Source organism: Kitasatospora sp. NPDC101155 (assembly GCF_044768305.1).
In the GTDB taxonomy this organism is placed as follows: Bacteria; Actinomycetota; Actinomycetes; order Streptomycetales; family Streptomycetaceae; genus Kitasatospora.
This window is the reverse complement of record NZ_JBIWPN010000010.1, coordinates 63,734-77,198: the sequence shown is the minus strand read 5'-3', so window position 1 is coordinate 77,198 and position 13,465 is coordinate 63,734. Positions and strand designations below refer to the sequence as shown.

Sequence of the window (13,465 nt, the reverse complement as noted above, 5' to 3'; positions counted from 1 at the left end):
CATGACCTTCACCGAACGAGAGCGCGAGTACCTCGTCGCCCAGCCGCTGGCCCGCCTGGCCACCATCGGCCCCGAGGGCGGACCCCACGTCCGCCCGGTGGGCTTCCGGCTCAACGCCGACGGCACCGTCGACATCGGCGGCCCGGACAACGCCCGCAGCCGCAAGTACCTCAACGCCCAGGCCCGCCCCGACGTCTCCGTGCTGGTGGACGACCTGGCCCCCGCCGACGACCCGGTGGCCGCCGGCTGGGGCCGCGGCATCGAGATCAGGGGCCGCGCGGAACTCCTGACCGTCGACGTGCCGCCGGTGCACCCGGACGCGTTCAGCAAGGACGTCATCCGGGTGCACCCCCGCCGGGTCATCACCTGGAACCTGGCAGCGCGAGGGACCACGGCCCGCGACGTCGGGTGACTCCCCCGCCCACCGGCTCCGGGGGACTGAACCCCTGGTCATTGAGCCGGCTTCACCCCGGCGCGAAGTGCGGGTCACGCTCCGCCCCGCCGTTCCGGCGCCGGGCGCGGCAGTCCTATCCCGAGGGCTCCCAGGCCGTCGAGGGCTCCCAGGTCGTTGCCGGCTCCCAGGTCGTCGAGGGCTCCCAGGTCGTCGACGTCTCCGAGGCAGCCGGCGCAGCCGAGGTCATCGAGGCCATCGAGGCGGCCAGCGACTCGGCCAGCGACTCCCAGACCGGGTCCGGCAGCCCGGGCACCGTCCGCCCCTCCGACCGCCACAACCGGGCCAGCTCGGCATAGATGGGCTCCTCCGGGTCGGGTTCCGGAGGGTGCCCTGCCCCATGCAGGATCGTTTCCTCGGTCGGCCAACGCCATGCAGCCGACGCCACCCCAAAACTACTCACATCAACCCAACGCGCCCCACGCGCACCAGGTCACGGTCACATCAGTCGGACGGCCCGCGCGCACCCCGCGCGGGCGCCCCGAATCACCGGCGCGCGCCCCCACCACCGGCCCGACGCCGCCACCCCGGCCGGCCTACCGCCGCCGCCCCGCCGCCAGCAGCTCCGCCACCGTGGCCAGCTTCACCCGCGGCCGCCCCTGCGCCTCGCCCCGCTCGCGCTCCGCCCGCTCCACCGCGCGCAGCTCCCGCAGCCCGACCGCGTCCGGCCGGCGCCGCCGCACCAGCCGTTCGAACTCCTGGCGCCCGGCCGGTGGTGCGGGCAGCGCCCGGGCCACCGCGTCGTCCAGCAGCGCGTCCACCGTCTCCCGCGCGCAGGCCCGGTTGGCGCCGATCCCGCCGGACGGCCCGCGCTTGGCCCAGCCCACCACGTACGCCCCGGGCAGCGCCCGCCCGGTGGCCGGGTCGACGACCCGCCCGCCGCGCTGGGCGACCGTCCCGGTCCGTTCGTCGAAGGGCAGCCCCGGCACCGGCACGCCCCGGTGTCCGATGGAGCGCACCACCAGAGCGGCCCGCAGGGTGTCGCGCTCCCCGGTGGCCTCGGCCTGCCCCGCCGCCGTCATCCTCGTCCGCTCGACGGTCACGGACTCGACCCGCCCGTCCCCGCCCAGCCCGACCGGCGCGGACAGGAACCGCAGCACGATCCGCCGCCCCGGCCCCGGCTCCGCGCCCCCGTCGTACGGCACCAGCGGCAGGCCGACGAGCTGCCCGGCGCGCGAGTCCGGCGCCGCCGCCTCGATCGCCGCCCGCACCTCCGGGTGGTCCTCGACCACCAGCTCGACGCCCGGCAGCCGGCGCAGCGCCAGGAACTCCGTCCTCGTCCAGGCCGCCTGTTCGGGCCCGCGCCGGGCCAGCAGCACGACCTCCCGCACCCGGCTGCGGCGCAGCGCGGCCAGCGCGTGGTCGGCGATGTCGGTGACGGCGAGCCGGTCGGGGTCGGTGAGCAGGATCCGGGCGATGTCCACCGCGACGTTGCCGTTGCCGACCACGACCACGCGCTCGGCGGACAGTTCCACCGCGTCGCCCGGCACCGTCGGGTCGGCGTTGTACCAGCCGACGAAGGCGGTCGCGGGCAGGCTGCCCGGCAGGTCCTCGCCGGGGATGCCGAGCCGGCGGTCGGAGGCCGCGCCGACCGCGTACACCACCGCGTGGTGGTGCGCGGCCAGTTCCTCGTGGGTGACGTCGGCGCCGACCTCCAGGTTGAGGTGCATCCGCAGCCTCGGGTCGTGGAAGACGCTCGCGAAGCTCTCCGCGATCCGCTTGGTGGACTGGTGGTCGGGGGCGACTCCGTGTCGCAGCAGGCCGCCGGTTACCGGCAGCCGGTCGATCATGGTGAGCTCGGCACTGGTGCAGCGCAGCAGTTCCTGCGCGGTGTACCCGGCGGAGGGCCCGGTGCCGACCACGGCGATCCGCAGCGTGCCGACCTCGCCGGGCAGGCTGCGCGGGAAGCTGGGCGCACCCCAGGCGTGGTCGTTGGGGTGGTCGCGGAACCAGTCCCGGTTGAGGTCGCCGAACACGGTGTCCGGCCCGCGCAGCCGGTCGACCGGGAACACCGCGTCGACCGGGCAGGCGTCCGCGCAGGCGCCGCAGTCGATGCACGCCCGCGGGTCGATGTAGAGCATGTCGGTGGTGCCGAACTCCGGCTCGTCCGGGGTCGGGTGGATGCAGTTGACCGGGCAGACGGACACGCACGAGGCGTCGTTGCAGCAGGTCTGGGTGATCGCGTAGGCCATGGCCGGAGTGGGGTCCTCGCTGTGTCTGATGTGCCGGTGCCTGGTGAGGTGTGGCCGACTGGCCGTCAGAGCATGTGCACGCGGCGGTAGACGGCCGCCGAGCGGCTGGTGAGCAGCCCCGCCTCGGCGAGGAAGGCCATCAGGTGCCGGGAGCTGTTGCGCATCATCGCCTTGCGGTGCTCGTTGCCCTTCACCTCGTCGAGCGCCCGCGCGACGTCCAGCCCGGCGGCCTTGTACACGCCCGGGTGGACCATGCTGGTGACGATGACGTACGCGCCGACGGCGATGCCGGTGGCCGAGGCGCGGCGGCGGGCCGGGCTCGCGTGGCGCATCCGCTCGCGGATCTCCTGCCGGGCGAACTTCATGTGCCGCGACTCCTCGACCACGTGGATCCGGGAGCTGCCGCGGACGATCTCCAGGACGTTCTCGCCGCGCATCCAGTCGCGCTGCATGACGTCCAGCACCTCTTCGGCCACCAGGATGCCGCCGTAGGCGAGTTCGCCCTTGGCGAGCGCCTTGAACGCGCGTCCGGCCTGGGCGATCACCTTGTTCGGCCGGTAGGCGGGGACGCCCATCTTCTCGCAGGCGCGGGCGAACATGATCGAGTGGCGGCACTCGTCGGCGATCTCGGTGAGCGCGAACTGGAACTCGGCGCTGGCGGGGTTCTTGAGGTACTGGTCGCGCAGCACCATCTGCTGGAGGATCATCTCGAACCAGATGCCGGTGTTCATGATCGAGCAGACCTCGTGCCGGGTGAGTGTGACCCGCTGCCGCTCGGTCATCTCGTCCCACAGCCTGGTGCCGTAGAGCGTGCTCCACTCGGGGTTGAGGCCGTAGTGCTCCTCCGGGAGGGGCGCGTCCCAGTCGATCTCGGTCGAGGGGTCGAAGGAGAGGGTGGCGGCCGACTCCAGCAGCCGCTTCGAGACGTCGTCGTCGGCCGCGGTGTGGCCGCGCTCCGTGTGCCAGGTGAGAGCCATGGCTGCCTCCAGGTGCCTGCCGCTGCGGGTTCCCGCTCACCCGCTTATTAGACGGACAGTACAATAAGAGCCCGCCGCCGAGAACCCCCTGCGCGACGGCGATACGGCGTGCGGCAGTGCGGCGCACGCCCCGTCTGTACCGTCCGCGCCGTCCATGCCGTCTGGAGCCCGGACGCGACGAAGGGGCGGATCCCGTCCGGGCCTCGCCCCTTCGCTCCCTCGCCTGCGCCCGCCGCTCCCCCGCGGTCAGGTGAGGCACCGACTGCGGCGAGCCGGTCAGGAGCCGCGCCGGTCCTCGGCGTCGAAGGCGGCGAGGGCGCCCGCCCCGGGCTCCAGGGCGCGGCGCAGCGCCGTGCGGACGGACGCCTCCAAGCCCCCCAGGGCTTCGGAGAGTTCGTCCGCGATGTCGGCGGCGATTTCGGCCGCCACCGCGTCGGCGGGCGTGTGCGGGCCGAGTTTGCTGACGGCGGCGGCCGCGCGGGTGGGGGTGAGCAGGGCCGAGGCCTGGACCAGGAGCCAGCCGGGGACGCCGGCGGCGCCCTCGGGCGGGGGGAGGTAGGGGCGGGCGCCGTCGTAGCGGTCGTCCTCGGCGAAGGCCTTCTGCTTGACCTTGAGCACCGGGCGGGCGGGGCCCGCTTCGGGCCACTCGCCGGCGGGCTTGAGGACGTAGCCCTCGGCGAGGTTGTCGGCGAGCTCGGGCAGGCCGAGCAGCGCCGGGACGCGGCTGGGGAAGGTGACCGGCAGCTCCTGAAGGGTGTTCAGCGGGCCGTGGCCGAGCAGGGGGACGCAGGTGAGGCCGGCGCCGGCGGAAACGGCACGCAGCTCGCGGTCGGAGAGCCACCGCAGGCCCTCGACGGTCTCCACCGTGGCGTCGAAGGGCAGCCAGCGCAGGCCGGGCGCGTACCAGACGCCGGTCTGGACGGGCTCGACGCCGGCGACGGCGGGTACGTCGGGGTGCGGGTAGCGGCCGCCGGCGAGTTCGCCGTAGAGGGTGACGGTCGCGGCAACCCCCCGGGTCGCGCGGATCGCCGCCGCGAAGCGCCCGGCGGCCACCGAGAGCCGCGGCCAGATCCGACTCACGCCGAAGAAGGCGTCGAGCTCCTCGTCGCCCAGCAGGTCACGCCGTTTGGCCGCCCGCACCGAGCCGCCCTCGCACACCACGGCGAAGTGCGCGCCGTGCACCTTCTCCGCCGCGATCCACTCCCGGCCGCCGGGCGCGCCGGAGCGGCCCCGCGCGGGGATCTTCGGGTAGGGCCGCAGCTCGGGCCGTTCGAACGACGTCTCGGACACGAACAGATCCTCGCCGGGGAACCCGCCCACTGGCAACGGGGATTCACCGCCGGGCGGCCGTACGGGCCCTCACCGTCGCGCGGCCGTAAAGGCCTTCACCACCCGGCAGCCGTAAGAGCCTTCGCCGCCCACCGGCCTCAGCCGTGCGCCCACAGCCGGGCCAGGTGCGCGTGCAGGAGCCGCTCCGCCTCCTCCGCCGTGCGGTGGCCGATCAGCACGTGCTCGGTGAGCCCGTCGGCGAGGGCCAGGAGGGTACGGGCCTCGTCCTGCGCGTCCGGACTGCCGGAGGCCTCGGCGACCAGTCGGGTCAGCAGGCCCTCCAGGTCGGTGTAGCTGGTGCGCAGACTCGCCGCCAGGTCGGGGTTGACGGCGGCGGCGGCGAGGAAGGCGAGCCAGATCCGCGCCTCGGCGCGGTGTTCCTCCCGCAGCAGCGCGACCTCGCCGACCACGTGCCCCACCGCGCTGGCCGCCGACTGGGCCGGGGCGGAGCGCAGCCGGGCGTGGGCCCGCCCGGTGACCTGCTCGCCGATGTGGGCGAGGGCGAAGCGGAGCATCTCGTCCTTGGTGCGGAAGCAGCGCTGGACGGCGCCCATCGAGACCTCGGCCCGGGTGGCGACGTCCCGCAGGGTGACGCCCTCCAGTCCCTGGGCGTCGATCAGCGCGCACACCGCCTCGGCGATCCGGCGGCGGCGTTCCTCGTGGTCGACCTGTTTCGGCATTCGGGGACCCCCTTTGATCCGATGCGAGCGTATCGGATCCCGGCCGCCGAAAGGGCCCCGGTCCACCCGGATGGGGCCCGATCAGCGTCTCAGCCGTCGTAGGGACGGGCGGCGCGCCCCTCGCGCAGGGTCAGGCCCCACCAGGCGAGCTGGTCGAGCAGCACGGTGGCGGCCTTGCCGACGCCGTCGGCGTCCTCGGGGCGGCCCTGCTCGTCGAACTTCTCCCAGGCCATGTGGAAGCTGACGGTGTCCCGCAGGGTGACGGCGTGCAGCTCGGCGAAGACCTGGCGCAGCTGCTCGACGGCCCGCTGGCCGCCGGCCATGCCGCCGTAGGAGACGAAGCCGACCGGCTTGGCCCGCCACTCGCGGTAGACGTAGTCGATGGCGAGCTTCAGGGAGGCCGGGTAGCCGTGGTTGTACTCGGGGGTGATGACGACGAAGCCGTCGAGGCCCTCGATCCGCTGGGCCAGGGTGAGGGCGTCCGGCTTCGGCTCGCCGGCTTCCAGGGTGAGCTTCAGCTCCTCGACCAGGGCGGGCTCGGACAGGTCGATGACATGGACCTCCATGTCGTCGCGCCCGCCGATCTCGGAGAGGAACCACTGGGCGACCTTGTCGGCGAAGCGGCCGGTGCGGACGCTGCCGATGATGACGCCGATCTTGAGCGGGTTGCCAGCCATGGGGACTCCTGATGCGTGACGGATGGAAATGGACGGATGGGAGTGAGAGAGGTGGGAGCGAGGGGTGGGACGAGGGAGTCGGCCGACCGGAGCGCGACGTCGGGCAGCGCCCCGGGGTGTCCGACAGGGGCGACTCAGCCGGCGATCAGGACGATCCGGGACCGCCGAACGTACGGAACGCGGCAGCCTTCATGGCAATACCCCTTTACAGCAACGGAATTGGCGGCGAATCCCCCTCGCTGGGGCGGTACAGCGAAGATAGAACCTCAAGCCGACTTGAGATCAACTCGATGGGCCGAAACCTCTCCCCGATGGCCGAATCCAGCCACCCGACCCGGCCCGGCCCCGCCCGCCGCACCGCAACTCCACGACCCCGGCTCCCGCAGCCCGTCCCCCGTAGCCCGCCCCCGGGCGCGTTTTCTCAGGTCAAGGCCCGATACTGCTCCCATGGCACGGGCACAGCTGATCGATGACGACTCCGAACGCGGTTTCGGCTACCGTTGCGGACCGCTGTGACGATCGACCCCGCTCCCCCGCCCGAGCGCCCCAAGCCACACCCGGACCCGCACCCGCACCGCCTGGTCCGGCTTCGCCGTGCCGTCGCCGGGCTGCGCCCGCGGCTGGTGGTCGCCTTCGTCACCGTCGCCGCCCTGGCCGCGCTGGCCACCGCCGTGCTCACCTACCGGGCCGCGACCACCTCCACGCTCGACCTGACCAAGGACACCGCCCTCGACGAGCTGCGCCGCCGCATCGACATCCTGGCGCCGGCCCTGCCCTTCCCGCCCAACCAGAGCGAACTGGACCGCCTGGCGGGCCAGTTGTCCGGCACCGGCGGCTTCCGGGACTGGCGGGTGCTGGCCTCCTACGGTACCGAGCACTCCCAGTGGACCCAGCCGGTGGCCGTCCCGCCCACCCTGGAGGCCACCGTCGGCCGCGGCCACGCCGCGTTCCAGCGCTTCACCGCCCCTGACGACCACCCCTGGCTCGCCGTCGGCGTCCCCGTCACCTACGGCACCGCCGGCCCCTCCGGTCCGGCCGGCGCCCCCTCCGGGCTGACCGTCTACGCCGTGCTGCCGCTCGACCGCGAACAGAGCGCCGCCAACGCGCTGCTCGCCGGCGCCGCCGGAGCCGGGGTGCTCGTCGCCGTGCTGGCCGCCGGACTGGCCCTGCTGGCCGCCCGCCAGGTGCTGCGCCCGGTCCGGGCCCTGGGCGACGCCGCCCACGCCCTGGCCCAGGGCAAGCTGGACACCCGGCTGACCGTCACCGGCCACGACGAACTCGCCCAGCTCTCCAAGACCTTCAACCACACCGCCCGCACCCTCCAGGGCACCATCGAGGAGCTGCGCGCCATCGAGTCCCAGGGCCGCCGGTTCGCCGCCGACGTCTCGCACGAGCTGCGCACCCCGCTGGCCGCGATGCTCGCCGTCACCGACATCCTCGACGAGGACGCCGAACACCTCCCCGCCGACACCGCCACCGCCCTGCGCATGATCAGCAACGAGACCACGCGCCTCACCCGCCTGGTCAACGACCTGATCGAGATCTCCCGCCTGGACGCCGGGGCGGCACCGCTGCGCGCCGAGTCCATCGACGCCGCCATCGCCGTCCGCGAGACCCTCGACCTGCGCGGCTGGAACGACCAGGTCGAACTGGACCTGCCCGCCGCCCTGCCCGTCCGGCTCGACCCGCGCCGCTTCGACGTCATCGTCGCCAACCTGGTCGGCAACGCCCTGCGGCACGGCCGCCCGCCCGTCCGGGTCGTCCTGCGCGGCCCGGACGACGAGCTGGTGCTCACCGTCACGGACAGCGGGCCGGGCATCCCGCCCGCCGAACTCCCGCACCTCTTCGACCGCTTCTACAAGGCCGACAAGTCCCGGGCCCGCTCCGAGGGCAGCGGCCTGGGCCTGGCCATCGCCCAGGAGAACGCCCGGCTGCACGGCGGCCTCATCGAGGCCGCCAACTCGCCCGACAGCGGTGCGGTGTTCACCCTCGTCCTGCCCCGCGGCCTCGACACCGAGGAGGACCGGTGACCGTCCAAAAGCCTCTGCCTCTGCGTCCGCGTCCGCGTCTGCTCGGAGTCGCCGCAGCCCTGCTGCTGGCCTGCGGCTGCTCGATCTCCACCACCGGCCCGGTGCGCAGCGGGCAGCCGGCCACCGGCATCAAGCCGGGCGTCCGGCTGTACTTCCTGGACCAGCACGGCATCAGCCTGGTCATCCGCCCCTCCACCCAGCGCGAGGACCTCCAGCAGACCCTGAACACCCTGGTCGCCGGGCCCAACCAGGCGGAGAAGCGCTCCGGCCTGTACAGCACCCTCCCGGCGAACGGCCGCATCGAGGCCACCGACACCCCCGGCACGGTCACCCTGCGCCTGTCCTGGTCCGCCTCCTCGCTGTCCGCCCCCGCGATCCAGCAGCTCGTCTGCACCGCCGAGGACGCCCCGACCATGGGCCCGGTACCGAAGATCGCGATCGTCAGCAGTGACGCCCCCTCCGCCATCCAGCAGGAGTGCGACCTGCACCGGGCCGGCTGAGCGCCGAGCCGCCGAGAGACGGCGAGACCAAAAAGGCGGCGAGGACAAAAGAAGCGGCCGGTCGACTCGAAAGTCAACCGGCCGCTCTCTGTGCGCGAGGGGGGAGTTGAACCCCCACGCCCTTTCGGGCACTGGAACCTGAATCCAGCGCGTCTGCCTATTCCGCCACCCGCGCATCTGGGTGATGGGTTAAGCATAGACCATCTGGAGGGGTGCCTCTGACCACCCCTAGACGACCGGCAGGCGACGCCGGTTCACCGACGACGCTGCCACCCGCGACCGGCCCCCGGCGAGCGCTGCTGGCCGATTGGAGTGAGAGGCCGCGCGCCGGGCCGGGTGCCTGGTCGTTTCGGGCGTAGTTCGCCGCGCCGCCCGTCGAACGGTCTGCGCACGCTGGACCAGGGCCCGGAGGCCGAACAGCGCGTCGACCGCACCGGTCCGCCGCCCCGGCCCCATCACCGTACCGACGGGAGCACAGCATGATCGGGACCCCCGAGCCCTTCGACGACGCCGCGGGGCCGCCGCCCTTGCCGGGCTGCGCCGAGGACCCGGCCGGCGCACTGAAGCAGATGTTCGTGGACCTGACCCAGGGCGTCCGGATGGCCCGCGGCCAGGACCCGGTCAGGCGGCCGGTGTTCCTCAAGCCGCACGGCGTCGCCCGCGGCACGCTCACCGTCGCCGAGGACCTGCCGGCCGAGCTGCGGGTCGGGTTCCTGGAGGCGGCCCGCACCCGGCCCGGCGGCCTGGAGGCCTGGGTGCGGTTCTCCAGTGACACCGTGCCCGGCCAGCCCGACCTGAAGACCACCCTCGGCGTGGGCCTCAAGCTGTTCGGCGTGCCCGGTCCCAAGCTGCTGGAGGGCTACACCGAGGCCGGCACCCAGGACCTGCTGCTGCAGAACCACGACGTGTTCTTCGTGGACACCGCCCAGGACATGTGCGAGTTCACCAAGGCCGGTGTCGTCGACGGCAGTTACGACAAGTACCTGGCGGCCCACCCGGTCACCGCCGAGATCCTCGACGCGATGGCCAAGTTCGAGGCCAGCGTGCTGACCGCCACGTACTGGGGGGTGCTCCCCTACGCCTTCGGGCCGGACCGCTTCGTCAAGTACAAGCTGGTGTCCGCCGGTTGCGAGCCCGCCGACCCGAACGCGACGCCGCCCGACGAGGATCCGACCTACCTCGGCGCCGACCTGGTCCACCGGCTCGGGGCCGGCCCGGCCGCCTTCGACCTGCTGCTCCAGTTCCGCACCGACGACGAGAAGATGCCGCTGGACATGGCGACGGTGCGCTGGAGCGAGTCCGAGAGCGCCCCGGTGAAGGTGGCCCGGCTGACCCTCCAGCAGCAGGACGTCACCGCCCGCGGCCAGGCCGCGTACGGCGAGAACCTCTCCCTCAACCCCTGGCACGGCCTCGCCGAGCACCGGCCCATCGGCAGCATCTCCGACGTGCGCAAGACGGTCTACCTGGCCTCGGCCGAGCAGCGCCGGGACGTGAACGGCGTGCCGACGGCCGAGCCCGGCCCCGCCCGCCCGCAGCTCACCCCGCCGCCCGCCCGCGACACCCGGATCGTCCGGGCCGCCGTGCACCCGGCCATCGGCGTGGCCCGGGTCGGCGACAGCACCATGGACGACTTCGTCCTCGCCCCCGAGGTCGACGACCCGCCCCCGCTGCCCGTCGGCAGCTACAAGGACGTCACCGGCGCCCTGAAGCGCCAGGCCGCCCGGTTCCGGGTGTACGGCTACAACGCCGCCGGCGAGCCGGTCGCCGAACTGACCGCCGACAACGCCGACCTGCGCTGGAAGGTGCACGTCGTCAACTCCAAGGCCGCCTGGTACCAGTTCCAGATCGCCCTGGACATCCCGGACGCGGGCCAGGCCGACCCGAGCAACCTGCGCAACCCCAAGATCCCGGCCGACCAGCGCAAGAACCTCCTGGTCATCGACCCCGGCCCCCGCTGGGTGCGCGGCCGCAACCGCTCCGCCCAGCCCGAGTACCGCTTCGACACCGGCACCTTCATGGGCAAGCCGGTCTACCTCGGCGAGCTGCGCACCGACGACAGCGGCCGGCTGATCTTCCTCGGCGGCCGGGGCGTCTCGGCCTCGGCGACCGGCGCCCCCGCCGACACCTTCGCCAACAACGACGGCTGGCACGACGACGTCTCCGACGGCCCGGTCACCGCCGAGGTGCGCATCGACGGCCGCCCGATCCCGGTCGAGCCGGCCTGGGTGGTGACGGCCCCGCCCAACTACGCACCCGAACTCACCTCGGTGCGCACCATGTACGACCTGGTCCGGGACGCCTTCGTCACCGAGGGCCGGCTGCCCGAGCCGCAGCAGGTGTCCTTCACCGGGGACGTCCTGCCCGTGCTGCGCGGTCTGTGCGGCCTGCAGTGGGTCAACAAGGGCCTGGCCACCCAGTTCGGCTTCGACGGCCGCGAGGACCTGCTCACCCGACTCGGCGACCTGTCGGATCCCTCGCCGGTCCAGCAGGAGCTGCGCCGCCAGGTCTGGCTGGCCATCCGCAACTACGACCGCGACGGCATGTCACCCGTGCCCTGGCCGGCCGTCTACGGCGACGCGATGAACATCCCGCCCCAGTCAATCCGGCAGCACGTGACGCTCTCCGCGCTCCAGTACCGGCTGCTCAAGCGGTGGGCCGACGGGGACTTCGTCAACGACTACGACCCGCACGCCGCGCCGCCCGCCACCCTGGACGACGTCCGATTCGCCGACCAGCCCGCGACCCTCGACCGGGCGGCCCTGTCGTTCTGCCTCGCCGACGCCTTCCACCCCGGCTGCGAACTCACCTGGCCGATGCGGCACACCACGATGTACACCACCCCCTTCCGGATCCGTCACCGCGACCCGGACAAGCCCGCGCCCACCTACGGGCCGACGCTCACCCCGGACCTCGCGCTCTCCTTCGACGGCCCGCTCTACGCCCAGGCCCCGGGCGATCTGACCCGGTGGATGGCCGTGCCCTGGCAGACCGACACCGCGAGCTGCCGGGCCGGCTACGAGTACGGCTCCGGCCTCGGCCCGTACGACCCGTACCTGCCCACCTTCTGGCCCGCCCGGGTGCCCAACCACGTGCTGGCCGAGGAGGACTACGAGGTCGTGCTCGACACCTCCCGGCCGCTCGCCGACCGCCTGGCCGCGTTCCGGAAGCGACGGGCCTGGCTGCGCTGGCTGCCCGCCCCCTACCTGGCCAACATCAACGCGATGGTGCGGGACTTCGGCAAACTCGGGGTGGTCGAGCGCCGCCCCGGCCCCACCGACGACCCCCGGCTCCCGGCGGAGCTCCTGGTGGAGTCCGAGGTGAGCTTCCCGCGCGAGCCCGCGCCGCCGGCCGAACGCAACCTGGTCACCGTGCACGTGGACCTCGGCGCCCACCCGGTGCTGGGCGCGGCAGCGTTGGCGTCGGCGGTCACCACGGCGGAGGAGCCCGACGAGGAGGTATCGGTCGGGTTCATCGACAAGGTCAAGCGACTCCGGCCGAGCCGGTGACCCACCCTGACGCCGTAGTTGCGGGAGGCGGCCCGGCGGGCGCCGTGGCGGCGCTCGTCCTGGCCCGGGCCGGCCACCGCGTCCAGCTGCTGAACGACGGCGGGCCGGGCCGGGACGGGTTCAAGGGCCAGGGCGGGTTCAAGATCGGGGAGTTCCTGCCGCCCGCCGTCCGGCCACTGCTCGCCGATCTCGGCTTGCTGGACGGCTTCCTGGCCTCGGGGCATCCGGTGTCCACGGGCACGTACGCGGCCTGGGGGTCGGCGCGGTTGCACGGCCGGAGCCACCTGTTCGACCCGTACGGGCACGGGTGGCACCTCGACCGGGTGCGGTTCGACGCCTTCCTGCGGGACGCGGCCGTCGCGGCGGGGGCCGAGCTGCGGCGGGCCGTAGTGCTGGACCGGCTCGACGGCCGCCTGATCGTCCGCGAGCGGGCGACGGGCGAGGTGACGGAACTGCCCGCCCGCTGGACGGTGGATGCGACCGGCCGACGCTGTGTCATCGGTCGGCGGCACGGCAGTCGGCGGCGGCAGGACCGGCTGGTCGCCGCGTACGCGGTGTTCCCGGACGGCGATCCCGAGGCCAGGACGCTGGTGGAGGCGGTGGCGGACGGCTGGTGGTACACCACCCTCGTCCCAGCGGGGCGCCTGGTCGCCTACCTGACCGACAACGACCTGGTCGACCCGGCGCTGCGCACTCCGCAGGGCTTCCGGGAGGCGCTCAGCCGCACCGAGTACGTGCGGCGCCGGGTGGCCGGGCTCGGCCCGGGGTCAACTCCCGTGCTGCGCTGGGCTCCGGCCCACGGTCTGCGGCTGGAGCCGTCGGCCGGTCCGGGCTGGGTGGCGGCCGGGGACGCGGCGCTCGCCTTCGACCCGCTGTCCTCGCAGGGCATCCTCATGGCGCTGCACACCGGCGCCCGGGCGGGACGGGCCGTGGCCGACTGTCTCGCCGACGAGGGACGGACGAGTGCCGCGCTCGCCGACTACACGGCGTTCCTGGACGGGATCGCGACGGCCTACCGAAGTAACCATGCGTACACATATGACCAGGAGCGGCGTTGGCCCCTGAGCGCTTTCTGGCAACGCCGGCGGACAGCGGGCAGCCCCGGCCGGGCATAGCCTGAAAG

Annotated in this window: 11 protein-coding genes and 1 tRNA gene; 6 read left to right on the top strand and 6 right to left on the bottom strand. The window is 73.7% G+C overall.

The features are described 5' to 3' along the window. Nucleotide 1: 1 nt before the first annotated feature. Both ACIRYZ_RS17300 and ACIRYZ_RS17295 read left to right on the top strand, forming a co-directional pair. Nucleotides 2-412: a PPOX class F420-dependent oxidoreductase gene (locus tag ACIRYZ_RS17300; RefSeq protein WP_402944816.1), complete on the top strand. Its 411-nt coding sequence runs from the start codon at nucleotides 2-4 to the stop codon at nucleotides 410-412. 41 nt (nucleotides 413-453) lie between these two features. Beyond that, a complete protein-coding gene (locus ACIRYZ_RS17295) occupies nucleotides 454-750 on the top strand; it encodes a hypothetical protein (protein WP_402944814.1) in 297 nt (98 codons plus the stop codon). A 237-nt stretch (nucleotides 751-987) separates the two neighbouring features. Here the strand turns inward: ACIRYZ_RS17295 and ACIRYZ_RS17290 are convergent, their stop codons facing one another. The 5 genes from ACIRYZ_RS17290 to ACIRYZ_RS17270 form a co-directional block, all read right to left on the bottom strand. After that, nucleotides 988-2,643, bottom strand: coding sequence for an FAD-dependent oxidoreductase (locus ACIRYZ_RS17290; RefSeq protein ID WP_402944812.1), 1,656 nt, complete (start codon nucleotides 2,641-2,643; stop codon nucleotides 988-990). 65 nt (nucleotides 2,644-2,708) lie between these two features. Next, entirely contained in the window at nucleotides 2,709-3,620 is a 912-nt protein-coding gene (locus tag ACIRYZ_RS17285) for a diiron oxygenase (RefSeq protein WP_402944810.1), read from the bottom strand. Nucleotides 3,621-3,896: 276 nt separating this feature from the next. Then, nucleotides 3,897-4,910 (bottom strand): RNA ligase family protein, encoded by a 1,014-nt coding sequence (locus ACIRYZ_RS17280; protein ID WP_402944808.1) that lies wholly within the window; start codon nucleotides 4,908-4,910, stop codon nucleotides 3,897-3,899. A gap of 137 nt (nucleotides 4,911-5,047) precedes the next feature. After that, a complete protein-coding gene (locus ACIRYZ_RS17275) occupies nucleotides 5,048-5,629 on the bottom strand; it encodes a TetR/AcrR family transcriptional regulator (RefSeq protein WP_402944806.1) in 582 nt (193 codons plus the stop codon). 89 nt (nucleotides 5,630-5,718) lie between these two features. Continuing rightward, nucleotides 5,719-6,306: an NADPH-dependent FMN reductase gene (locus tag ACIRYZ_RS17270; RefSeq protein WP_402944805.1), complete on the bottom strand. Its 588-nt coding sequence runs from the start codon at nucleotides 6,304-6,306 to the stop codon at nucleotides 5,719-5,721. Nucleotides 6,307-6,818: 512 nt separating this feature from the next. Here ACIRYZ_RS17270 and ACIRYZ_RS17265 point away from each other — a divergent pair. Then, on the top strand, nucleotides 6,819-8,336 hold the full coding sequence (locus ACIRYZ_RS17265) for an ATP-binding protein (protein WP_402944803.1): 1,518 nt from the start codon (nucleotides 6,819-6,821) through the stop codon (nucleotides 8,334-8,336). Next, nucleotides 8,333-8,836, top strand: coding sequence for a GerMN domain-containing protein (locus tag ACIRYZ_RS17260; RefSeq protein WP_402944801.1), 504 nt, complete (start codon nucleotides 8,333-8,335; stop codon nucleotides 8,834-8,836). The genes ACIRYZ_RS17265 and ACIRYZ_RS17260 overlap by 4 nt, the downstream gene beginning before the upstream one ends. Nucleotides 8,837-8,927: 91 nt before the next feature. Here the strand turns inward: ACIRYZ_RS17260 and ACIRYZ_RS17255 are convergent. Beyond that, nucleotides 8,928-9,011, bottom strand: a tRNA-Leu gene (locus ACIRYZ_RS17255). A 304-nt stretch (nucleotides 9,012-9,315) separates the two neighbouring features. Here ACIRYZ_RS17255 and ACIRYZ_RS17250 point away from each other — a divergent pair. Together ACIRYZ_RS17250 and ACIRYZ_RS17245 are read left to right on the top strand one after the other, a co-directional pair. Then, a complete protein-coding gene (locus tag ACIRYZ_RS17250; protein WP_402944798.1) occupies nucleotides 9,316-12,342 on the top strand; it encodes a LodA/GoxA family CTQ-dependent oxidase in 3,027 nt (1,008 codons plus the stop codon). After that, the gene (locus ACIRYZ_RS17245) at nucleotides 12,339-13,457 is read left to right on the top strand and encodes a tryptophan 7-halogenase (protein WP_402944795.1); all 1,119 of its coding nucleotides are present in this window, start codon (nucleotides 12,339-12,341) and stop codon (nucleotides 13,455-13,457) included. The genes ACIRYZ_RS17250 and ACIRYZ_RS17245 overlap by 4 nt, the downstream gene beginning before the upstream one ends. Nucleotides 13,458-13,465: the final 8 nt, after the last annotated feature.